Raw genomic sequence first — 21,787 nt, forward strand, 5'->3', positions numbered from 1 at the left:
TGTTCAGCCGCCGTACGCCCCCGACGCCGTCAGACGCAGAGCCGTGTCGATCAGCGGGACGTGGCTGAAGGCCTGCGGGAAGTTGCCGACCTGGCGTTTCAGACGCGGGTCCCACTCCTCGGCCAGCAGGCCGAGGTCGTTGCGCAGGGCCAGCAGCTTCTCGAACAGCTTGCGGGCCTCGTCGACGCGGCCGATCATCGCGAGGTCGTCCGCCATCCAGAACGAGCAGGCGAGGAAGGCACCCTCGTCGCCGGGCAGGCCGTCGACGCCCGCGGCCTCCCCGTCCGTCGGGTAGCGCAGGATGAAACCGTCCGACGTGGACAGCTCGCGCTGGATCGCCTCGATCGTGCCGATCACGCGCTTGTCGTCGGGAGGCAGGAAGCCCATCTGGGGAATGAGGAGCAGAGAGGCGTCCAGCTCCTTCGAGCCGTACGACTGCGTGAAGGTGTTGCGCTCCTTGTCGTAGCCCCGCTCGCACACGTCCCGGTGGATGTCGTCGCGCAGCTCGCGCCACTTCTCGAGCGGGCCGTCCGCGTCACCGGACTCGATCAGCTTGATGGTGCGGTCGACGGCGACCCAGGCCATCACCTTGGAGTGCACGAAGTGGCGGCGCGGACCGCGCACCTCCCAGATGCCCTCGTCCGGCTCGTCCCAGTGGTCCTCCAGGTAGCGGATCAGCTTCAGCTGGAGCAGGGACGCGTAGTCGTTGCGGGCCAGACCCGTCATGTGGGCCAGGTGCAGGGCCTCGGTGACCTCGCCGTACACGTCCAGCTGGAGCTGGTGCGCGGCGCCGTTGCCGACCCGGACCGGCCCGGAGTTCTCGTAGCCCGGCAGCCAGTCCAGCTCCGCCTCGCCCAGCTCGCGCTCGCCCGCGATGCCGTACATGATCTGCAGGTTCTCCGGGTCGCCGGCGACTGCCCTGAGCAGCCACTCGCGCCAGGCGCGGGCCTCCTCGCGGTAGCCGGTGCGCAGCAGCGAGGAGAGGGTGATCGCCGCGTCCCGCAGCCAGGTGTAGCGGTAGTCCCAGTTGCGGACGCCGCCGATCTCCTCCGGCAGGGAGGTGGTGGGGGCGGCGACGATGCCGCCCGTCGGGGCGTAGGTCAGCGCCTTGAGCGTGATCAGCGAGCGGACCACCGCCTCGCGGTACGGGCCGTGGTACGTACAGTGCTCCACCCAGTCCCGCCAGAAGTCCTCCGTCGCCTCCAGCGACTGCTCGGGCTCCGGCAGCGGCGGCGGCTGCTTGTGCGAGGGCTCCCAGGAGATGGTGAACGCGATCCGCTCACCCGGGGCGATCGTGAAGTCCGCGTACGTGGTGAGCGACTTTCCGTAGGTCTCGGCCTCTGTGTCGAACCACACGGAATCCGGACCGGCGACGGCCACCGTACGGCCCTCGTGCTTGTGCACCCACGGCACGACCCGGCCGTAGGAGAACCGCATCCGCAGCGCCGAGCGCATCGGGACGCGGCCCGAGACGCCCTCCACGATTCGGATCAGCTGCGGGGCGCCGTCACGCGGCGGCATGAAGTCCGTCACACGGACCGTGCCGCGTGGTGTATCCCACTCGGATTCCAGGATCAGGGAGTCGCCGCGGTAGCTGCGCCGGGCAGCTGTGGGCGGTTCGGCGTCGGCCGCGTGCGCGGGTCCCAGCCGCCAGAAGCCGTGTTCCTCCGTGCCCAGCAGACCGGCGAAGATGGCATGCGAGTCGAAGCGGGGCAGGCACAGCCAGTCCACCGTGCCGTCCCGGCAGACCAGGGCAGCGGTCTGCATGTCTCCGATGAGTGCGTAGTCTTCGATGCGCCCGGCCACGTGCAACTCCAGTCGAACGGCCACGTCGCCCCCAGGGGAAAAGGGGGCTGTCGCTAGTGCGGTCAAGGGGTCTTTGTCATGCGTCGTTGAGCGATGAAGCAAAACAGTCCGTGCTGCCGTGAGGCAAAACGACAACTGTTCCTCAACGAACTGATGAGCTCTCGTTGTTCCGGTGCTTACGGGCGGGGGTGGTGCCGTGTTGCCGGCCTGGCTCCTCAACGAGTGTCCGAGCAGGATACGACGCACGTAGATGATCCGCGTGCCGCTCCCGGCAACGTAGGTGGGCCGAACGGGTGAGCACCGGGTGAGAAACGCGTGAGGTTGTGCGGGTCCGTGTCGACGCGTGTGCGGAGCGTGGCCGGAAGCCATCTCGTCCGGGCGCTGATACCCTGGTAGCCCGTGGACCGGTGGGCGAGAAACCCCCGAACCGCAGCGACGGCACCTCCAGAAAAACCCGGGTTCTCCGGGCCGGACAAGCCGCACCGCACCCACAGACCGCGACCACGGGAGCCCCCTCTTGGCCATGCCGCCCGCTGCTTATCGAAACAGCACAGCCACGACGACCAAGCACATCTTCGTCACCGGGGGTGTCGCCTCCTCGCTCGGCAAGGGCCTCACCGCCTCCAGCCTCGGCATGCTGCTCAAGGCCCGCGGCCTGCGGGTGGTCATGCAGAAGCTCGACCCCTATCTGAACGTCGACCCGGGCACGATGAACCCCTTCCAGCACGGTGAGGTGTTCGTCACCAACGACGGCGCCGAGACCGATCTGGACATCGGCCACTACGAGCGCTTCCTCGACCGCGACCTGGACGGCTCCGCCAACGTCACCACGGGGCAGATCTACTCGACGGTGATCGCCAAGGAGCGGCGCGGCGAGTACCTGGGCGACACCGTCCAGGTCATCCCGCACATCACCAACGAGATCAAGCACCGCATCCGCCGCATGGCGACGGACGAGGTCGACGTCGTGATCACCGAGGTCGGCGGCACCGTCGGCGACATCGAGTCGCTGCCGTTCCTGGAGACGGTCCGCCAGGTCCGTCACGAGGTCGGCCGCGACAACGTGTTTGTGGTGCATATCTCGCTCCTGCCGTACATCGGCCCCTCGGGGGAGCTGAAGACGAAGCCGACCCAGCACTCGGTTGCGGCGCTGCGGAACATCGGTATCCAGCCGGACGCCATCGTGCTGCGCTGCGACCGCGAGGTGCCGACCGCGATCAAGCGCAAGATCTCGCTGATGTGCGACGTCGACGAGGCCGCGGTGGTCGCCTGCCCCGACGCCCGCTCGATCTACGACATCCCGAAGACGGTGCACGGCGAGGGCCTGGACGCCTATGTCGTCCGCAAGTTGGACCTCGCGTTCCGCGACGTGGACTGGACGACCTGGGACGACCTGCTCGACCGCGTCCACAACCCCGACCACGAGATCACCCTCGCCCTGGTCGGCAAGTACATCGACCTGCCCGACGCCTACCTCTCGGTCACCGAGGCGCTGCGCGCCGGCGGCTTCGCCAACAAGGCCCGGGTGAAGATCAAGTGGGTCACCTCGGACGACTGCAAGACCCAGGCCGGCGCCGCCCAGCAGCTCGGTGACGTCGACGGCATCTGCATCCCGGGCGGCTTCGGTGACCGCGGGGTGCTCGGCAAGGTCGGGGCCATCCGCCACGCCCGCGAGAACAAGATCCCGCTGCTCGGCCTGTGCCTGGGCCTGCAGTGCATCGTGATCGAGGCGGCGCGCAACCTGGCCGACATCCCCGACGCCAACTCCACCGAGTTCGACGCGGCCACCGGCCACCCGGTCATCTCCACCATGGCCGAGCAGCTCGACATCGTCGCCGGCGAGGGCGACATGGGCGGCACCATGCGCCTGGGCATGTACCCGGCCAAGCTCGCCGAGGGCTCCATCGTGCGCGAGGTGTACGACGGCAAGGAGTACGTCGAGGAGCGCCACCGGCACCGCTACGAGGTGAACAACGCCTACCGCGCGGAGCTGGAGAAGAAGGCGGGCATCCTGTTCTCCGGCACCTCGCCGGACGGCAAGCTCGTCGAGTACGTGGAGTACCCGCGCGAGGTCCACCCCTACCTGGTCGCGACCCAGGCACACCCCGAGTTGCGCTCGCGTCCGACGCGTCCGCACCCGCTGTTCGCCGGGCTCGTGAAGGCGGCGGTCGAGCGCCAGAATTCGTAGCTGCACGACAGTTGTACGGTGGCCGGGGCGCGCGCATTCAAAAGGTGGGCGCCCCGGCCTCTTTTGCGCATGTGGAAGGACAGGGCATGACGATCAAGGACACCCCCGAGGCGTGGGAGATCCGGGCGACCGAGACCCCCTTCGTGGGCAACAAGACCTCCGTCCGCACGGACGAGGTGGTCATGCCCGACGGTTCGGTGGTCAAGCGCGACTACCAGGTCCACCCCGGCTCCGTGGCCGTCGTCGCCCTGGACGGCGAGGACCGTGTCCTGCTCATCAAGCAGTACCGGCACCCGGTGCGGCAGAAGCTGTGGGAGATCCCGGCCGGCCTGCTCGACGTGCCGGGCGAGAACCCGCTGCACGCCGCCCAGCGCGAGCTGTACGAGGAGGCGCACGTCAAGGCCGAGGAGTGGCGGGTGCTGACCGACGTCTACACCACGGCCGGCGGCTGCGACGAGGCCGTACGGATCTTCCTCGCCCGCGACCTGTCCGAGGCCGAGGGGGAGCGCTTCGAGGTGGAGGACGAGGAGGCCGACATGGAGCACGCGCGCGTGCCGGTCGACGAGCTCGTCCGGGGGGTGCTCGCGGGCGAGCTGCACAACAACTGCCTCGTCGTGGGCGTGCTGTCACTGGTCGCCGCGCGCGCCGGGGACGGGCTCGACGCCCTGCGCCCGGCGGAGGCGCCCTGGCCCGCGCGACCCTTCGAGTCCTGAACCCACGCACCGCACCGCTGATGTGACCATCGGCTGATCCGATCGGGGGACGTGTCCGCCGCGCTCCACACGGAACGTAGCAGAGCGTGAACTAGGCTCTGGAAACGCCCGAACCGGAGTCCCGGCGGGCTTGCGCGTGCGGTGGGACGGGAGTGTGGCCCGTGACGGATCAGGCGGTGGACACAGGCGGCGTGCAGCTGTCCGGAGACGCTGCTGCGAAGACACCGTTCCTGGGCCGCGCAAGGGAGTTGAAAGAACTCCGCGCGGACATCGAGCGCGCCGGCCTGGACACCATCTCCGGCCGCAAGGCCCCCCGCGCGCGCGTGCTCCTCATCGCGGGCAAACCCGGCTCCGGCCGTACGGCGCTCGCCGAGGAGCTCGTACGACAGGTTGCGGAACGTTACCGGGGCGGAGTGCTCCGGGCCCGGCTCAGCGAGCCCGACGGAACGCCCGTGCCGACCGAACTCACCGCCCGCGAGCTGCTCACCGCGATGGAACTGCCGACGCCCGCCGGAGCCGCCGAGGACGACCTCACGGCTGCGCTCCGCGAGGCCCTCGCCGACCGGCGGATGCTGCTCCTGCTCGACGACGCGGCCACCGCCGAACAGGTCGACGCCCTGCTGCCGGACACGCCGGACTGCCTGGTCGTGGCCGTCTCCGGGGGCCCGCTGACCGGGATCGCGGACGTCCGCCCGTGCACCCTGGGCGGCCTCGACACCAAGTCCGCCGTCGAACTGCTGTCCCGGCACACCGGCTCGGTCCGCATCACCGTCGACCCCCGTGCCGCCGAGGGACTGGTCGAGGAGTGCCAGGGCCAGCCCGCCGCGCTGACCCTGGCGGGCGGCTGGCTCGCCGCCCGCCCCAAGGCGGCCGTCGCCGACCTCGCCAAGCACCTGCACACCGACGGTGACGAAGGCACGACCCCGCTCGGCAGGGTCTTCCGGCTCGCCTACACGTCCCTGCCCACTCCCGCCGCCCGGATACTGCGACTGCTCTCCCTCGCCCCGGCCGGCCTGGTCGACCCGCACACCGCCGCCGCGCTCGCCGGCTGCTCGGTGGGCGGCGCCCGCACCACCCTGGACGACTTCGTCGCCCTCGGCCTGCTGCACGCCGTGGAGTCGCCGCTGCCCCAGTACGAGGTCCCCGGCTGCCTCCAGCCCCTGCTGAAGGCACTCGCCGAGTCGCAGGACCGCCCCGCCGAGCTGCAGCTGGCCCGCGCCCGGATGCTCGAGCGGGCCGTGCGGCTGCTGCAGTCCTGCCGGGCGATCACCGAGACCGACAGCCCCGAGGCCCGCGAGAAGCTGCAGGGCATGCCGCGCTCCCTGCGGTTTCCGAGCCCGAGGGCGGCCGCCGACTGGCTGAGCAACCGCAGGCCCGCCCTGCTGGCCGCGGCCCGGCTCGCGGTCGCCGACGGCGAGCTGGACACCCTCGCCCGGCGCCTGATGTCCCAGCTCGTGCGGGCGATGGTCGCCCACTTCGGCACCCAGGCCGCCGCGCCCGACCTGTACGGCATCCACCGCCTCGTCCTCGAGGTGGCCGAGCGGCGCGAACTGCCCCGCGAGAAGGCCGCCGCCCTGCTGAACCTCGCCGACCTGGACTCCCGGGCCGGCCGCACACAGGAGGCCCTGGCGCGCTACCGGGCGGCTCTGGACGCCGGACGGGAGGCGAACGATCCGTACGCGACCGGCCGCGCGATGGAATCCGTAGGCGGCGCGCACCTGGAGCTCGGGGACTACGACCGGGCCGCCGACTGGTACGGCCGGGCCCTCGTCCAGCGGCTCGCCCGGGACGAGCGGGCGGACGCCGCGCGGCTGTACGGCCGTATCGCCGCGGCCCACACCTACGCGGGCCGTTACGGCGAGGCGCAGCGCAACTGGCGGGCCGCGGTCGCCGGGCACCGCAAGAACGGCGATGTGGCCGCCCACGCACGGGCGTTGAGCGAACTCGCATGTGTCCAGGAGTACGCCGGGCGGCCCGAGGAGTCGCTGCGCACCTGCCAGGAGGCCGTGGAGTGGGCGCGTCGCGCCGAGGACGTACGCCTGCAGGCCGCGGTGCACTTGCGGGTCGCCGACGCGCTGGAGCGCCTCGGCGACCCCACGGCGGCGGCACTGCACCGAGGCACGGCCGAGCGGCTGCTGGGGGAGGAGCTCTAGGAGGGCGATACGGAGGCCGACACCGAGGCGGACGCGGAGGCGGACGCGGAGGCGGACGCGGAGGCGGACGCGGAGGCGGACGCGGAGGCGGACGGGGAGGCGGACGGGGAGGCCGCCCCGGAGCCCGATGCGGCGGCCCAAGCAGGGCCCGAAACAGAGCCCGAGCCGGTGCCGGAAACCCTCGATCTGCCGGAACACGGCGCTAACGCCTGCGAAATCCGTAGTACATCCGCTGAAGATTGATGCAATGAAAGGCTAGACAGCGGGAACGCCTTCATTAGACTGGCTCTGCCGCACCTTCTCCTGCGGTGTCTCCCGGTGTGCCCGTGCATGCCTGGGTATGTCTTGTAATGCCCCACACTCACTGAGCCAAGGACCGTGATCGACGTGAAGGTCGGCATCCCCCGCGAGGTCAAGAACAACGAGTTCCGGGTGGCCATCACCCCCGCCGGCGTGCACGAGCTGGTGCGCCATGGCCACCAGGTCGTCGTCGAGGGGGGCGCCGGCCTCGGCTCTTCGATCACGGACGACGAGTACGTCGCCGCCGGTGCGCAGATCCTCGAGACCGCCGACGAGGTCTGGGCCACCGCCGACCTGCTGCTGAAGGTCAAGGAGCCCATCGCCGAGGAGTACCACCGCCTCCGCAAGGACCAGACGCTCTTCACCTACCTGCACCTGGCGGCCTCCAAGGAGTGCACGGACGCGCTCGTCGAGTCCGGCACCACCGCGATCGCATACGAGACGGTCGAGCTGCCCAGCCGCGCGCTCCCGCTGCTCGCCCCCATGTCGGAGGTCGCGGGCAGGCTGGCCCCGCAGGTCGGCGCCTACCACCTGATGCGGGCCAACGGGGGCCGCGGTGTGCTTCCCGGCGGTGTCCCGGGCGTGCTGGCCGCCAGGGCCGTTGTCATCGGCGGCGGGGTCTCCGGGTGGAACGGCGCGCAGATCGCCATCGGTATGGGCTTCCACGTGACCCTGCTCGACAAGGACATCAACAAGCTCAAGGAGGCCGACAAGATCTTCGGTACGAAGATCCAGACCGTCGTCTCCAACGCCTTCGAACTCGAGAAGGCCTGCCTCGAGGCCGACCTCGTGATCGGTGCCGTCCTCATCCCGGGAGCCAAGGCCCCGAAGCTGGTCACCAACGAACTCGTGTCGCGCATGAAGCCGGGAAGTGTCCTTGTCGACATCGCGATCGATCAGGGCGGCTGCTTCGAGGACTCCCGCCCGACCACCCACGCCGAGCCGACCTTCCCGGTCCACAACTCGGTCTTCTACTGCGTCGCCAACATGCCCGGCGCGGTGCCCAACACCTCCACCTACGCGCTCACCAACGCGACGCTGCCGTACATCGTCGAACTCGCCGACCACGGCTGGGTGGAGGCGCTGCGCCGCGATTCCGCGCTCGCGAAGGGCCTCAACGCCCATGACGGCAAGGTCGTTTACCGCGAGGTCGCCGAGGCGCACGGGCTGGAGCACGTGGAGCTGGAGACGCTGCTCGGCTGAGCACCGACGGCGCGAAGCGGCAGGTCGCCGTCGCTAAGTCACCATTGGGTAAAAGGCGATACGTCAACACAGGTCGTCAACGCCCCGCACCCGGCCGGACCTTGCCCGACAAGGTCCGGCCGGGTGTGTGTATGGTCACTTTGCGGCTCTAGGTCAACTCGCCTCGAACGTAACCCTTGAACCGATTCGTACACCGGCGAAACCTACCGTGCGACGGCCGTACGCCCTTGACAGAGGGATGTTTCATTGCCGACACATCCTGCCGGGTCCGGCGGATTGTGTTGCTGCGAACGCCCGACACGCCATAGAGTCGCCAACCGTCGGCATGGTGCCACGCTGACCTGTCTAGAAGTTTCCTGGTCACCAAGGAGGTAAGACGACTTGTGAATGAGTCGACATTTTCTCCCGGGGGTGGTCAACCAGGAATGCCTGCACGGGCCGAGGGCCCCGCGGGGTTCGAGGCTGTCGGCTCCGTCGCGGTGCGCACCTTCGCAGCCCACCGGAGTCACCGGATCTCAGGGGTGACTCAGCCAGCACACCAGAGCATGGATGGCCATCACGTGAACGCCATGGCCGGCGACGGAAGTGGCGCGCCCCACAACCACTTCGCCGACTACGACGAACTGCCCGACGGGCACTTCTACGATCCCGACGCCGAGTACGAGCCCGACCCCGAGTACGCGGCCACGCTCGCGCCCGACGCTGCCCGTCAGCGCCGTGAGCGCATCGGCCCGACCGGCCGTCCGCTGCCGTACTTCCCGATCCCGGGTCCGCTGACCGATCACGGACCCGCGAAGATCATCGCGATGTGCAACCAGAAGGGCGGCGTCGGCAAGACGACGTCGACCATCAATCTGGGTGCCGCTCTCGCGGAGTACGGCCGTCGTGTGCTGCTCGTGGACTTCGACCCGCAGGGCGCGCTGTCGGTGGGTCTCGGTGTCAACCCGATGGAGCTCGACCTCACGGTCTACAACCTGCTCATGGAGCGGGGCATGGCGGCCGACGAGGTGCTCCTGAAGACGGCGGTCCCCAACATGGACCTGCTGCCCAGCAACATCGACCTGTCCGCCGCCGAGGTCCAGTTGGTCTCCGAGGTCGCGCGTGAGTCGACGCTGCAACGCGCCTTGAAGCCGCTCATGGCCGACTACGACTACATCGTCATCGACTGTCAGCCCTCGCTCGGCCTGCTCACGGTGAACGCCCTGACGGCCGCGCACAAGGTGATAGTGCCCCTGGAGTGCGAGTTCTTCGCCCTCCGCGGTGTCGCGCTGCTGACGGAGACCATCGAGAAGGTCCAGGAACGGCTCAACCCGGACCTGGAGCTCGACGGCATTCTCGCCACGATGTACGACTCGCGGACGGTGCACAGCCGTGAGGTGCTCGCACGGGTCGTCGAAGCCTTCGACGATCACGTCTACCACACGGTCATCGGGCGCACGGTCCGCTTCCCGGAGACCACGGTCGCCGGTGAGCCGATCACCACGTACGCCTCCAACTCCGTCGGTGCCGCCGCCTACCGCCAGCTCGCCAGGGAGGTGCTCGCCCGGTGTCACGCCGAGTGAGTCTGCCGGGGGCCGACGAACTGTTCCGTACGACAGGGGGAATGGCGCTCCAGGCGTCCACTCCCCGGCGGGGGGCCAACGGCGAGGCTCGGGTGCCGGCTCCCGCGGGGGAGTCCGACGGGGCCGCGGCCGGGTCGTCCTCGGGTGAGGACGCACCGCAGTCGGTGCCGGCCCAGGGTGGTGACGGCGACGGCGCGGAGCATGTGGCGACCGACGCCGAGCCGACCGAGGCGGGCGAGTCCCGCAGCCGGGGCGCCGACCGCTCGGGGCGTCGTCAGGGCCCGCAGGAAGGTTCGGCCTCCGTTGCGGCGGCCGCGCCGCGCGGCAAGCGCGGACGGGCGGCCTCGCGCCGGCCCAGCGGGCGTGAGCGGCACGACGAGAAGATCACGGTCTACGTCTCCGCCGAGGAGCTCATGGACCTGGAGCACGCGCGTCTGGTGCTACGGGGTGAGCACGGGCTGGCCGTCGACCGCGGGCGGATCGTGCGGGAGGCCGTTGCCGTGGTGCTGGCCGATCTGGAGTCCCGTGGGGACGCGAGCATCCTCGTTCGACGGCTGCGTGGGCGGTAGCGATAGCCTGCGGGGGCCATGACCTCGAACGACCTTCCGCCCGGCTCCGGCGCAACTGCCGGTCGTCGGCGTGCGCTGGGGAAGGGGCCGGGGGCGGCGCCGGTGGCCGAGGTCGAGGCTCCGACGCCCGCCAAAGATGTCGGCGGTGATCAAGAGGAGCCGCCTGCTGCCGAGCTCCAGCCCCAGCCTCGGCCCCAGGCGCCGCGCAGTGAGCCCGAGGCTGCCGAGCCCGAAGAGCGCGAAGCGTCCGAAGAGCCCCACGACGGTGTCTTCAAGGTGCGGCTCGCCAACTTCGAGGGGCCCTTCGACCTGCTCCTCCAGTTGATCTCCAAGCACAAGCTGGACGTCACCGAGGTCGCGCTGTCCAAGGTCACCGACGAGTTCATGGCGCACATCAGGGCGATGGGGCCGGACTGGGACCTCGATCAGACGACCGAGTTCCTGGTCGTCGCGGCGACGTTGCTGGACCTGAAGGCCGCGCGGCTGCTGCCCGCCGCCGAGGTGGAGGACGAGGCCGACCTGGCGTTGCTGGAGGCGCGGGACCTGCTGTTCGCGCGGCTCCTGCAGTACCGCGCCTACAAGCGGATCGCCGACATCTTCAGCGGACGGCTCGACGAGGAGGCCCGCCGCTACCCCCGTACCGTCGGACTCGAACCGCACCACGCCGAGCTGCTGCCCGAGGTGGTCATCAGCATCGGCGCGGAAGGGTTCGCGAAGCTCGCCGTCAAGGCGATGCAGCCGAGGCCCAAGCCGCAGGTGTACGTCGACCACATCCACGCGCCGCTGGTGAGTGTCCAGGAGCAGGCCGGGATCGTCGTCGCACGGCTCAGGGAGCTGGGAGAGGCGAGCTTCCGGACGCTGGTCGAGGACACCGACGACACCCTGACCGTCGTAGCGCGCTTCCTGGCCCTGCTGGAGCTGTACCGGGAGAAGGCCGTCGCCCTCGACCAGGAGACCGCCCTCGGGGAGCTGCTCGTGCGCTGGACCGGTGGCGAGGGGGAGGCCCAGCCCATGGTCACCGACGAGTTCGACCGGCCGCCCGAGCCGCCCAAGGAGGAGAAGAAGGCGTGAGCGAGGAGACCACCGACGTCCAGGACGGACCGCGCACCGTCGCCGATCTCGACCTCAAGCCGGCCCTGGAGGCCGTCCTCATGGTCGTGGACGAGCCCGCGACCGAGGAGCACCTGGCGAAGATCCTCCAGCGGCCCAGGCGGCAGATCGGGGACGCGCTGCGGGAGCTGGCCGACGACTACACCGTGCAGGGGCGCGGTTTCGAGCTGCGGCTGATCGCCGGCGGCTGGCGTTTCTACAGCCGCCCCGAGTACGCGGCGGCCGTCGAGGGCTTCGTCCTGGACGGCCAGCAGGCCCGGCTCACGCAGGCGGCACTGGAGACACTGGCGGTGGTCGCCTACCGCCAGCCGGTCAGCCGCAGCAGGGTCTCGGCGGTCCGCGGAGTCAACTGCGACGGTGTGATGCGCACCCTCCTCCAGCGGGGTCTGGTCGAGGAGGCGGGCACGGAACCCGAAACAGGTGCGATCCTTTACACGACGACGAACTATTTCCTGGAGCGGATGGGCCTGCGCGGTCTGGACGAGCTCCCGGAGCTCGCGCCCTTCCTCCCGGAGGCGGAGGCGATCGAGGCCGAGACCCAGGAAGCCGTCCCGTCGTTCGATCCGGATGCTCCGGAGCCGGACGACGGTCCCAGGACGAACACGCCGAATACGACAACGACGGAACTTTGATGCGAAGCAGTGGCAGCGGTAGCGGCAAGAGCGGCGGGCGCGGTAACCCCCGCGGGGCCGGCAACAACAGGGGCAAGGCCCAGGGCCCGGGCAAGGCTCAGGGCCAGGCCAAGAGCCAGGGCCAGGGTCAGGGCCGTCCCAGCAAGCCCCGCCCCGAGGAGCGCCGCTACGACGTGGGCCCCAGCGCGTCTCATGAGGGCCCGAAGGCGGGGCGCGGCGGCGCGGCCCGCGGCGGCGCCAAGGGCGGACCGAAGAAGCCCCAGCAGCGCGGACGGTCGGCCCCGGCGACCTCGCGCGAGTACGAGACGCGGGCCGAGGAGCGCAACCGGGAGCGGTACGCGGGCAAGAAGGATGTCAAGCTGCCCAAGACCTTCCCGGGCGCCGAGGAGGAGGGCGAGCGGCTGCAGAAGGTCCTCGCGCGCGCGGGCTACGGCTCCCGGCGGGCCTGCGAGGAGCTGATCGAGCAGGCGCGGGTCGAGGTCAACGGTGAGATCGTCCTGGAGCAGGGCAGGCGGGTCGACCCGGAGAACGACGAGGTCAAGGTCGACGGCCTGACGGTGGCGACCCAGTCGTACCAGTTCTTCTCGCTGAACAAGCCGGCCGGTGTCGTCTCGACGATGGAGGACACCGAGGGCCGGCAGTGCCTCGGCGACTACGTCACCAACCGCGAGACGCGGCTCTTCCACGTCGGGCGGCTCGACACCGAGACCGAGGGCGTCATCCTGCTCACCAACCACGGCGAGCTGGCGCACCGGCTGACCCACCCCAAGTACGGCGTGAAGAAGGTCTATCTCGCGCACATCGTGGGCCCGATCCCGCGCGACCTGGGCAAGCAGCTCAAGAACGGCATTCAGCTGGAGGACGGGTACGCGAAGGCGGACCACTTCCGGGTCGTCGAGCAGACCGGCAAGAACTACCTCGTCGAGGTCACCCTCCACGAGGGCCGCAAGCACATCGTCCGCCGCATGCTCGCCGAGGCGGGCTTCCCGGTAGACAAGCTGGTCCGCGTTGCCTTCGGTCCCATCACCCTGGGCGACCAGAAGTCGGGCTGGCTGCGGCGGCTGTCCAACACGGAGGTCGGCATGCTGATGAAGGAAGTCGATCTGTAGATCGCCGTGCACGGCGGCCGGTTCCGAAATCGACTCGGAACCGGCCGATTCCTTTTGGCCCTCCCGCCGGTCTGTATCGGTGACGGAGGGAGCGGGGATGACCGCGACGACGGACAGCGACGAGTTCGTACGACTGACGGATCCGTACCGGCGGGAGCTGCTCGCGCACTGCTACCGGATGCTGGGCTCGGTCGACGAGGCCGAGGACCTGGTGCAGGAGACGTACCTGCGGGCATGGCGGTCCTACGACGGTTACGAGGGGCGGGCCTCCCTGCGGACCTGGCTGCACCGGATCGCCACCAACACGTGTCTGACGGCCTTGGAGAGCCGCGCGCGGCGTCCGCTGCCGTCGGGGCTCGGCGGGCCGTCACAGGCGCCTGAGGGGCCGCTGCGGGCCCCTGCGACGGATGTTCCGTGGCTGCAGCCGCTGCCCGACTCCCTCGTCGACCCCGCGACCGTCGTGGCCGACCGCGGCACGCTGCGGCTCGCGCTGGTCGCCGCGCTGCAGGAGCTGCCGGCCCGGCAGCGGACCGTGCTCATCCTGCGGGACGTGCTGGCCTGGCGGGCGCCCGAGGTCGCCTCGCTCCTCGGCACCTCCACGGCGGCCGTCAAGAGCAGCCTCCAACGCGCGCGTGCCCGCCTCGACGAGGTCGCCCCGGACGAGGATCTCGTCGAGGAGCCGGCCGGCGCGGCGGACCGTGAGGTGCTCGACCGGTACGTGGCCGCCTTCGAGAAGGCCGACATGGAGGCGCTGCTCGAGCTCCTCCAGGACGGCGTCGAGTTGGAGATGCCCCCACACCTGGAGTGGTTCAGCGGAAAGAAGGACGTCCTGCGGTTCCTGGGCGCGCGTGTGCACGAGAAGGGCGGCATCCGGATGCTGCCCACGCGCGCGAACGGGCAGCCGGCCGTCGCGATGTACGTGCGCGAGCCGGACGGCGTCCTCAGGGCGCACTCCGTGCAGGTGCTCACCGTCGAGGAGGGTGCGGTCGCCCGGATCACGGCCTTCCTGGACCCGGATCTGGTCGACCGCTTCGGGTTGCCCCGGGTGCTGTCGTGAACGCCGGTGAGCTGCTGGAGCGTTCGCTCGCCTTTGCGCTGGGGAGTGTCTCCGACGTGCCGGCGGGGAGCCTCGGACGGGGCACGCCGTGCGCCGAGTGGGACCTGGGGGAGTTGCTCGGGCATCTCGACGACTCGTTGGACGCGCTGTACGAGGGGCTGACGGGAGGGCGGATCGGGCTGTTTCCCGGTGCGCCGGGAGCGGATCCCGCCTGCGTGTTCCGGCGGCGGGCGTGCGCGGTGCTCGGCGCCTGGGCTGCCGGGCACCAGGAGCGGGTGCTGGTGGGTGAACGGCCGCTGGACGTACGGCTGATGGCCGCCGTGGGGGCGATCGAGATCGCCGTGCACGGCTGGGACGTCGCCCAGGCGTGCGGGCGCCCGCGGCCCGTTCCGGCCTCGCTCGCGGCCGAGCTGCTGCCCGTGGCGCGATGCGTGGTCGGGGACGAGGATCGGGGCGTGCGGTTCGCCGCACCGCTTCAGGTGCCGCCACGCGCGCGCGGCGATGCCCGGCTGCTGGCCTTCCTGGGGCGGAGCGATTCCTTTCCGGGGTGAGGATGGTCTGCCTTCCGTGAGTGACCTCAAGACTCACGGAAGGCACGGTCATGACCGACACGCTCAAAGTCCCCCTCCGCACACCACCTGACCTCGCGCGCCCGCGGCGCGTGTGGACCGTGGCGCTCGCCGGGCTCGGGGCGCTGCTGTGCTCCCTCGACGTCGTGGTCGTCGCGACCGCGCTGCCCGCGCTGCGGGCCGACTTCGGGGCGAGCCTGTCCCAGCTGGAATGGACGATCAACGCCTACAACCTGGTCTTCGCCTGTCTGACCCTGACCGGCGCCGCGCTCGGCGACCGGTTCGGGCGGCGGCGCATGTACGTCGTCGGACTGGCCGTGTTCACCCTGGCCTCCGCCGCCGCGGCCCTCGCGGGCGGCCCGGGGCAGCTCATCACCGCGCGTGTGGTGCAGGGCGCGGGGGCCGCCGTACTCCTGCCGCTCACGCTGACCCTGATCAGCGAGGCGTTCCCGGCCGAGAAGCGGGGCATGGCGATCGGGGTGTGGGGCGGGGTGACCGGCCTGGGCGTGGCGGCCGGACCCGTACTCGGCGGGGCGGTCACCGAGGGCCTGTCCTGGCAGTGGATCTTCTGGTTGAACGTGCCCATCGGGCTCGCGATGCTGCCGCTCGCCGCCACGAAACTCCGTGAGAGCCGCGGCACGAGGCCCCAGCTGGACTTCGTGGGGCTGGTGTTGGCGGCTGTCGGGCTGACGGGCCTGGCCTGGGCGCCGGTACGGGCCCCTGAGGTGGGCTGGGGGAGCGGCGAGGTACTGACCGCGCTGCTGGTAGGGGCCGGGTTCGTTGCGGCCTTCCTCAGGTGGGAGCGGAACGGCGCCCGGTACCCGATGCTGCCGCTCGGGTACTTCCGGCGACGCGCCTTCTCCACCGCCAACGCCGCCGCCTTCCTCCTCTTCGGTTCGCTGCTCGGCGCGCTCTTCATGATCACGCAGCTCTTCCAGTACGGGCTCGGCTACTCCCCGCTGGAGGCCGGCGTGCGCATCCTCGTGTGGAACGCCATGCCCCTGCTGGTCGCCCCCGTCGCGGGCGCGCTCGCGGACCGGTTCGGGACCCGCCCCTTCATGCTGACCGGCCTCGTGTTGCAGGCGACGGGGCTCGGGCTGCTGGCCTGGCAGGTCGAAGCCGGCGTCGGATACGGGCAGATGGTGGTCCCGCTGATCATCGCGGGGATCGGCATCTCCATGGTCTTCCCGAGCGTCGCGAACGCCGTGACCTCGTCCGTGCCGCTGAGCGACGCGGGCGTCGCCGCCGGCGTCAACAACGCACTGCGCGAGCTGGGCGGGGTCTTCGGGGTCGCCGTCGCCGCTGCCGTGTTCACGACGTACGGCGGCTACGGCTCACCGTCCGCCTTCCTGGACGGGTGCGCCCCCGCGCTCTGGGTCTCCGCGGGGGCCGCGGCGGCGGGGGCGGTGGTGGCGGCGTTCGCACCGGGTCGCAAGTAGGGGGTTGTGGAGACGCGCCCGCCTTCTTTATAGTCGTACTGACTATTAAGGGGGTGGGTGCGGGTGGCCAGGGACAACGAGGTCTACGACAAGTACGCCTACGAGCCCTTCGCCGTCACCGTCGACCTCGCCGTACTCACCCTTCGCGCCGGCGCGCTGCACGTGCTGCTCGTCGAGCGTGGGCAGGAGCCGTACGCCGGGCAATGGGCGTTGCCCGGCGGGTTCGTGCAGCCTGACGAGTCGGCGGAGACGGCCGCTCGGCGGGAGCTCGCCGAGGAGACCGGGCTTGCGGACGTGTCCGGGCTGCACCTGGAGCAGCTGTGGACCTACAGCGAGCCCGACCGCGACCCCCGGATGCGGGTCGTGTCGGTCGCCTTCGCCGCGCTGCTGCCCGACCCTCCCGAACCGCACGGCGGCAGCGACGCGACGCAGGCCCGCTGGGTGCCGTACGCCTGGGCCCGGCCGCTCGCCTTCGATCACGACCGGATCCTGGCCGACGCCCATGAACGCGTCGGCGCCAAGCTCGAGTACACCTGCCTCGCCACCGCCTTCTGCCTGCCCGAGTTCACGCTCGGCGAATTGCAGCAGGTCTACGAGACGGTGTGGGGCACCACGCTCGACCGGCCCAACTTCCGGCGCAAGGTGCTCGCCACGCCCGGGTTTGTCGAAGCGGTTCCCGGCGCCGCCCGGCTGACCGGCGGCCGTGGCAAACCGGCCGCGCTGTACCGGGCGGGTCCGGCCACCGCCCTGCAACCGCCTCTCCTCCGACCGTCCCGGGAAGGACGCCCCGCATGACCACCACCCTCACCAAGCGCGCCGCCACGGGCTCGCTCATCGGGCTCGCCCTCGGTGACGCGCTCGGTTTTCCGACCGAGTTCAACGACGTGCCGTCGATCCTCGCCAAGTGCGGGCCGTGGCGGGAGATGGCGCTGCCGACGCCCGCGATCGTCACCGACGACACGCAGATGACGCTGGCGCTGGGGAAGGGGCTGCGGACGGCCATGGACCGGGGGGTGCTCGGGCCCGACATGGCCGAGCCCGTGCGGCGGGAGTTCATCGCCTGGAACCGCTCCCCGGAGAACAACCGGGCCCCGGGCAACACCTGCCTGCGGGCCTGCGCCCTCCTGGAGCGTGAGGACCTGCCCTGGCAGGACGCCAGCCAGATCGGCTCCAAGGGCTGCGGCGCCAACATGCGAGTCGCGCCCGTCGGGCTGGTCCCCGGGCTGAGCGACGAACAGCGCGCGGGTGCCGCCCAGCTGCAGTCCGCCCTCACCCACGGGCATCCGACGGCCCTCGCCGCCTCCGACCTCACCGCGCACGCCGTACGGCTGCTCGCGCACGGGGCCGAACCGGGCGAACTGGTCGGGCTGCTGCGGTCGTACGCCGAGGAGAACCGGAGCCGGTACCACGAGCGCTGGCTCGGCGACCTGTGGACGCGCAGCCAGGACCCCGGCCCCGAGCACTTCATCGCCCGGGGGTGGGACGAGTGCCTGGAGATCCTGGGGCGCCTCGGGGACGCCCTGCGCGCGCCCTCGCCGGAGACCGACCCGTGCCTGTTCACCGGTGAGGGGTGGATCGCCGAAGAGGCCATGGCGACCGGGCTGCTCAGCTTCCTGCTCTTCCCCGACGAGCCGGTGACGGCCCTGCGGCGGGCCGCCTGCACCGCCGGCGACTCGGACTCGATCGCGTGCCTGGCGGGTGCCTTCGCGGGCGCGTACCTGGGCGCGGACGCCTGGCCGGCCGAGTGGGCGGACCGGATCGAGTACCAGGGCGAGCTGGTGACACTCGGGGCGCTCTGGGATTCCTGACGTGTTCGGCTCACGTGTCCGGCTCACGTGTTCCGCCAGGGGCCTGGCCGACGTTCCGCGGCGGTCAGGCCACGGTGATCGAGTCCCCCGACACCTTGAGCTGCTTCGCGGGCAGCGGCTTCGTCGCCGGCGGGTGCTCCACCGCGCCGTCCGCGATGCTGAACTTGCTGCCGTGACAGGTGCAGTTGATGGTGCCGCCGGAGACGTTGGCCACCGGGCACTGCTGGTGTGTGCAGATGTTCGAGAAGGCCTTGAACTCGCCCTCCTTCGGCTGGGTGACGACGATCTTCTCGTCCGGGAAGATCTTGCCGCCGCCGACCGGGATGTCGCCCGTCTTCGCCAGTTCCTGTCCGGCGGAGGCCTCGACCGAGGAGGAACCCGAGTCGTTGTCGTCGCCGTACTCGCTGCATCCGACGGTGAGCGCCGCCGCACCCGTCGCGAGGAGAACCGTGCGCCGCGTCGGGCCTTGAGTCATGTCGTCACTCCGAAAGTGCGGAAGAACCAGAGGGCTGAGGTGAGCCAGATGACCGTGAGGGTGGTGAAGACCAGGCCACCGACGATGGGCAGCAGCCAGCCGGGGAGCCGCTCCCAGCGGAGCAGCAGCATCTTGGCGCTGAAGGCACCGAAGAAGAAGCAACCCAGCAGAGAATGCCACAAAACGCGCGTTTCGTACGTCTGATAGCCGAGCGCGTAGAGGCAGTGCACCGCGACCGGCACCGACACGAGGAACGCCACCCGCCCCGACCAGCGGTGCAGGGCCGGTGACCAGTGGGGGCCCGGCAGCCTGCCGTACACCATCGCCGCCGAGATCACCTGGACGAGGGCGAAGAAGAAGGCGACGGTCGCCAGCCACGACTTCACTGCCCCGGTGCTGCTGAAGCCGGCCAGGTTGAAGGCGGTCCCCGCCGGGTCGTGGACCTTGCCGTACGCGCCCAGGCCGACCGCCACCGCGGCGGCGACGAGCGCCGGGACCAGGTAGCGGGCCGGGTGCGGGCGGCGATGGTCGGGTTCCGGGGAGGGGAAGTTCTGGGTGGCGGCGTTCGGGTCGACGGTCATCAACGGCTCCGGGAAGGGTCAAGGGGTGACGGGGCGTGCCGTGAGCTGCTGTCCGTCGACCGTCACCGCGCCGGTCTCCGGGTCGATCCGCGGTGCCTGGGCGGGTTCTCCGTCGCGGGTGAGGATGCCGACCTGCCGGCCGTCCGGCAGGACGATCCAGCCGCCGTCGAGCTTCGCGCCGCGTACCGTCGCCGTGGCCCGGTACAGCCCGGACGGCTTCTTCGCCTTGTCGGCGGTGAAGGCGTACCGGCCGCCGTCGATGTCGACGGTGCCGCTGATCCGCTTGCCCTCCTTGAGGGTGCCGTTCAGCTCGGCGCCGTGCTTGCCGGTGAGCTTCATCGTGCCGTCTTCCTCGACGTCGCCCTTCAGCCAGGACTCCTTCGCGCGGCCGTCGCAGTAGTACGCGATCGCCTTGCCGTCGCGCAGCGTGACGGCGACGGAGGCGGAGTCGTCGGTGGTACGGCCCGCGTAGTCGGCGTCCGGGATCGGCGCGCGGGACGGGGACGGTGAGGAGGACGCGGTCGTTTTGGTGGGCGTCGGCGTCGGCGTCGGGGAGGCCGTGGCCGCCTCCGGTGACTCCTCGGCGTACGAGGTGGAGGCGCTCTTCGTCCCCGTGGTCGCGTTCAGCGACAGCATGAACAGGCCGAGCAGTAGTCCCGCGAGCAGAGTGACAACAGGTCCGGAACGCTTCATGAAAGGCCTCCCCCGAGGCGAGCTTCCTGCCATGAGAGCGGACCGGGAGCCCCGCGTCCAGAGGCGCACGGGGGTGTTCTCGCCCCAAGTAACGGAATTGAGCAATACGGGTGACATTGACAGGGTTCGCCGTGAGACGCGTCCGGCGTCTCAGCGGGCGGGCGCCGCGCACCGGCTCCGCACGGGCTGACTAGGCTGGATGTGCCAGGAGCCGACAGGTACACAGGTACATCAGCAAGGAGCGATCATCGTGGCGGTACGAGCGGTGAGGGGCGCCGTCCAACTCGAGCGGGACGAGGCCGGCCACATGGACGAGCAGGTCGGGGCCCTGCTCACCGCGGTCCTGGAGCGCAACGGCCTCACGCCGGACGACCTGATCAGCATCTGGTTCACGGCGACGCCCGACCTGCACAGCGACTTCCCGGCCGCCGCGGCCCGCAAGCTCGGCATCGTGGACGTCCCGTTGATCTGCGCCCAGGAGCTGGACATCGAGGGTGCCATGCCCCGCGTCGTCCGCGTCCTCGCGCACATCGAGTCGGACCTGCCCCGCGCCGACATCTCGCACGTCTACCTCGGCGCCGCGGCCGCCCTGCGCAAGGACATCGCCCAGTGAGGACCGCCCTCGTCATCGGCACCGGACTCATCGGTACGTCCGCCGCCCTGGCCCTGTCACAGCGGGGCGTCCTCGTCCACCTCGCCGACCACGACCCGGAGCAGGCCCGTACGGCGGCCGCGCTGGGCGCCGGCACCGACGAGGCGCCCGAGCAGCCCGTCGACCTCGCGATCGTCGCCGCTCCGCCCGCCCACGTGGCCGCGGTCCTGGCCGACGCGATGCGCCGGGGCGTCGCCCGCGGCTACCTCGACGTGGCCAGCGTCAAGGGCGGCCCGCGCCGCGAGCTGGAGGCGCTCGGCCTCGACCTGTCGTCGTACATCGGCAGTCACCCCATGTCGGGCCGCGAGAAGTCGGGCCCGCTGGCCGCCACCGGCGACCTCTTCGAGGGCCGCCCCTGGGTGCTCACGCCGACCCGGGACACCGACACCGAGGTGCTGAACCTCGCCCTGGAGCTGGTCTCGCACTGCCGTGCCGTGCCGGTGGTGATGGACGCCGACGCCCACGACCGTGCCGTCGCCCTCGTCTCCCACATGCCCCACCTGGTGTCCAGCATGGTCGCCGCGCGCCTGGAGCACGCCGAGGAGGCCGCCGTACGGCTGTGCGGGCAGGGAATCCGGGACGTGACCCGGATCGCCGCGTCCGACCCCGGGATGTGGATCGACATCCTGTCCGCGAACCCCGGTCCCGTTGCCGACCTCCTCGCGGACGTCTCCGCCGACCTCGACGAGACGGTCCGGGCGCTCAGGGCCCTGCAGTCCTCCGACGAGGACAAGCGGCGCGAGGGCACCGTCGGCATCGAGGGCGTCCTGCGGCGCGGCAACGCGGGCCAGGTCCGCGTCCCCGGCAAGCACGGGTCCGCTCCTCGGGCGTACGAGGTCGTGGCCGTCCTCATCGACGACCAGCCTGGACAGCTGGCCCGCATCTTCGCGGACGCGGGGATGGCCGGGGTCAACATCGAGGACGTACGCATCGAGCACGCGACCGGGCAGCAGGCCGGTCTGGTGCAGCTGATGGTGGAGCCGAAGGCGGCGCCGGTCCTGACGGCGGCGCTGCGGGAGCGGGGCTGGGCCATCCGCCAGTAGGAAGGCCATGCGGCACCAGGAGGGCCGTGCGGTACCCGGGAGGAAGGCGCTCGGCATCCGCCCGTAAGGAGGCCTCCGGCGAGCCAGTAACCTTGTGCGGGGCGCTTTTGCGTCCCCGCACACTC

The 21,787-nt window shown here is 70.9% G+C and carries 20 protein-coding genes; 16 read left to right on the forward strand and 4 right to left on the reverse strand.

Annotated elements, in window-relative coordinates:
• Positions 1–3: 3 nt before the first annotated feature.
• Positions 4–1,806 carry a glycoside hydrolase family 15 protein gene (locus tag ACFYO2_RS35925; RefSeq protein WP_388358063.1) on the reverse strand — a complete coding sequence of 601 codons (1,803 nt, stop codon included), beginning with the start codon at positions 1,804–1,806 and terminating at the stop codon, positions 4–6.
• Between the two features lie 523 nt (positions 1,807–2,329).
• Here ACFYO2_RS35925 and ACFYO2_RS35930 point away from each other — a divergent pair.
• The 14 genes from ACFYO2_RS35930 to ACFYO2_RS35995 all read left to right on the forward strand — a co-directional run bounded on the left by ACFYO2_RS35930 (position 2,330) and on the right by ACFYO2_RS35995 (position 18,218).
• Entirely contained in the window at positions 2,330–3,994 is a 1,665-nt protein-coding gene (locus tag ACFYO2_RS35930) for a CTP synthase (RefSeq protein WP_388357772.1), read from the forward strand.
• Positions 3,995–4,080: 86 nt separating this feature from the next.
• Positions 4,081–4,707, forward strand: coding sequence for an NUDIX domain-containing protein (locus ACFYO2_RS35935; protein WP_388357775.1), 627 nt, complete (start codon positions 4,081–4,083; stop codon positions 4,705–4,707).
• Between the two features lie 161 nt (positions 4,708–4,868).
• Positions 4,869–6,860: a tetratricopeptide repeat protein gene (locus tag ACFYO2_RS35940; protein ID WP_388357777.1), complete on the forward strand. Its 1,992-nt coding sequence runs from the start codon at positions 4,869–4,871 to the stop codon at positions 6,858–6,860.
• A 378-nt stretch (positions 6,861–7,238) separates the two neighbouring features.
• On the forward strand, positions 7,239–8,363 hold the full coding sequence (ald, locus tag ACFYO2_RS35945; RefSeq protein WP_388357780.1) for an alanine dehydrogenase: 1,125 nt from the start codon (positions 7,239–7,241) through the stop codon (positions 8,361–8,363).
• A gap of 425 nt (positions 8,364–8,788) precedes the next feature.
• Positions 8,789–9,925 (forward strand): ParA family protein, encoded by a 1,137-nt coding sequence (locus tag ACFYO2_RS35950; RefSeq protein ID WP_388357783.1) that lies wholly within the window; start codon positions 8,789–8,791, stop codon positions 9,923–9,925.
• Entirely contained in the window at positions 9,910–10,494 is a 585-nt protein-coding gene (locus ACFYO2_RS35955; RefSeq protein WP_388357785.1) for a hypothetical protein, read from the forward strand. Before ACFYO2_RS35950 ends, ACFYO2_RS35955 begins: the two co-directional genes overlap by 16 nt.
• Positions 10,495–10,512: 18 nt before the next feature.
• A complete protein-coding gene (locus ACFYO2_RS35960; RefSeq protein ID WP_388357788.1) occupies positions 10,513–11,565 on the forward strand; it encodes a segregation and condensation protein A in 1,053 nt (350 codons plus the stop codon).
• Positions 11,562–12,236: an SMC-Scp complex subunit ScpB gene (gene scpB, locus ACFYO2_RS35965; RefSeq protein ID WP_388357790.1), complete on the forward strand. Its 675-nt coding sequence runs from the start codon at positions 11,562–11,564 to the stop codon at positions 12,234–12,236. The genes ACFYO2_RS35960 and scpB overlap by 4 nt, the downstream gene beginning before the upstream one ends.
• Positions 12,236–13,345 carry a pseudouridine synthase gene (locus tag ACFYO2_RS35970; protein ID WP_388357793.1) on the forward strand — a complete coding sequence of 370 codons (1,110 nt, stop codon included), beginning with the start codon at positions 12,236–12,238 and terminating at the stop codon, positions 13,343–13,345. Before scpB ends, ACFYO2_RS35970 begins: the two co-directional genes overlap by 1 nt.
• A 97-nt stretch (positions 13,346–13,442) precedes the next feature.
• Complete coding sequence (locus ACFYO2_RS35975) at positions 13,443–14,402, forward strand: sigma-70 family RNA polymerase sigma factor (protein ID WP_388357796.1); 960 nt, start codon at positions 13,443–13,445, stop codon at positions 14,400–14,402.
• The gene (locus ACFYO2_RS35980) at positions 14,399–14,953 is read left to right on the forward strand and encodes a TIGR03086 family metal-binding protein (protein ID WP_388357799.1); all 555 of its coding nucleotides are present in this window, start codon (positions 14,399–14,401) and stop codon (positions 14,951–14,953) included. The genes ACFYO2_RS35975 and ACFYO2_RS35980 overlap by 4 nt, the downstream gene beginning before the upstream one ends.
• Before the next feature lie 50 nt (positions 14,954–15,003).
• Complete coding sequence (locus ACFYO2_RS35985) at positions 15,004–16,410, forward strand: DHA2 family efflux MFS transporter permease subunit (protein WP_388357802.1); 1,407 nt, start codon at positions 15,004–15,006, stop codon at positions 16,408–16,410.
• Between the two features lie 63 nt (positions 16,411–16,473).
• The gene (locus ACFYO2_RS35990; RefSeq protein WP_388357805.1) at positions 16,474–17,205 is read left to right on the forward strand and encodes an NUDIX domain-containing protein; all 732 of its coding nucleotides are present in this window, start codon (positions 16,474–16,476) and stop codon (positions 17,203–17,205) included.
• Positions 17,202–18,218, forward strand: a complete 1,017-nt coding sequence (locus tag ACFYO2_RS35995) for an ADP-ribosylglycohydrolase family protein (protein ID WP_388357807.1) — start codon at positions 17,202–17,204, stop codon at positions 18,216–18,218. The genes ACFYO2_RS35990 and ACFYO2_RS35995 overlap by 4 nt, the downstream gene beginning before the upstream one ends.
• 64 nt (positions 18,219–18,282) lie before the next feature.
• Here ACFYO2_RS35995 and ACFYO2_RS36000 read toward each other — a convergent pair whose 3' ends face one another.
• The 3 genes from ACFYO2_RS36000 to ACFYO2_RS36010 are packed head-to-tail and all read right to left on the reverse strand — an operon-like array spanning position 18,283 to position 19,967.
• The gene (locus tag ACFYO2_RS36000; RefSeq protein WP_388357809.1) at positions 18,283–18,693 is read right to left on the reverse strand and encodes a Rieske (2Fe-2S) protein; all 411 of its coding nucleotides are present in this window, start codon (positions 18,691–18,693) and stop codon (positions 18,283–18,285) included.
• On the reverse strand, positions 18,690–19,274 hold the full coding sequence (locus ACFYO2_RS36005) for a DUF6529 family protein (RefSeq protein WP_388357812.1): 585 nt from the start codon (positions 19,272–19,274) through the stop codon (positions 18,690–18,692). The genes ACFYO2_RS36000 and ACFYO2_RS36005 overlap by 4 nt, the downstream gene beginning before the upstream one ends.
• Before the next feature lie 18 nt (positions 19,275–19,292).
• Positions 19,293–19,967, reverse strand: coding sequence for a hypothetical protein (locus ACFYO2_RS36010; RefSeq protein ID WP_388357815.1), 675 nt, complete (start codon positions 19,965–19,967; stop codon positions 19,293–19,295).
• Between the two features lie 250 nt (positions 19,968–20,217).
• On the opposite strand from ACFYO2_RS36010, the gene aroH reads away from it, so the two are divergent.
• Together aroH and ACFYO2_RS36020 are read left to right on the forward strand one after the other, a co-directional pair.
• Positions 20,218–20,580 (forward strand): chorismate mutase, encoded by a 363-nt coding sequence (aroH, locus tag ACFYO2_RS36015; protein WP_388357817.1) that lies wholly within the window; start codon positions 20,218–20,220, stop codon positions 20,578–20,580.
• Positions 20,577–21,662 carry a prephenate dehydrogenase gene (locus ACFYO2_RS36020; RefSeq protein ID WP_388357820.1) on the forward strand — a complete coding sequence of 362 codons (1,086 nt, stop codon included), beginning with the start codon at positions 20,577–20,579 and terminating at the stop codon, positions 21,660–21,662. The genes aroH and ACFYO2_RS36020 overlap by 4 nt, the downstream gene beginning before the upstream one ends.
• Positions 21,663–21,787 lie beyond the last annotated feature (125 nt).

This window comes from Streptomyces sp. NPDC006602 (genome assembly GCF_042870385.1).
Lineage (GTDB): Bacteria > Actinomycetota > Actinomycetes > Streptomycetales > Streptomycetaceae > Streptomyces.

Coding starts and splice junctions, on each gene's coding strand:
- ACFYO2_RS35975 (WP_388357796.1), top strand. CDS start 13,443: ATGACCGCGACGACGGACAGCGACGAGTTCGTACGACTGACGGATCCG.
- ACFYO2_RS36000 (WP_388357809.1), bottom strand. CDS start 18,693: ATGACTCAAGGCCCGACGCGGCGCACGGTTCTCCTCGCGACGGGTGCG.
- ACFYO2_RS35930 (WP_388357772.1), top strand. CDS start 2,330: ATGCCGCCCGCTGCTTATCGAAACAGCACAGCCACGACGACCAAGCAC.
- ACFYO2_RS35970 (WP_388357793.1), top strand. CDS start 12,236: ATGCGAAGCAGTGGCAGCGGTAGCGGCAAGAGCGGCGGGCGCGGTAAC.
- ACFYO2_RS35935 (WP_388357775.1), top strand. CDS start 4,081: ATGACGATCAAGGACACCCCCGAGGCGTGGGAGATCCGGGCGACCGAG.
- ACFYO2_RS35995 (WP_388357807.1), top strand. CDS start 17,202: ATGACCACCACCCTCACCAAGCGCGCCGCCACGGGCTCGCTCATCGGG.
- ACFYO2_RS35985 (WP_388357802.1), top strand. CDS start 15,004: ATGACCGACACGCTCAAAGTCCCCCTCCGCACACCACCTGACCTCGCG.
- ACFYO2_RS36005 (WP_388357812.1), bottom strand. CDS start 19,274: ATGACCGTCGACCCGAACGCCGCCACCCAGAACTTCCCCTCCCCGGAA.
- ACFYO2_RS35950 (WP_388357783.1), top strand. CDS start 8,789: ATGCCTGCACGGGCCGAGGGCCCCGCGGGGTTCGAGGCTGTCGGCTCC.
- ACFYO2_RS35960 (WP_388357788.1), top strand. CDS start 10,513: ATGACCTCGAACGACCTTCCGCCCGGCTCCGGCGCAACTGCCGGTCGT.
- ACFYO2_RS36010 (WP_388357815.1), bottom strand. CDS start 19,967: ATGAAGCGTTCCGGACCTGTTGTCACTCTGCTCGCGGGACTACTGCTC.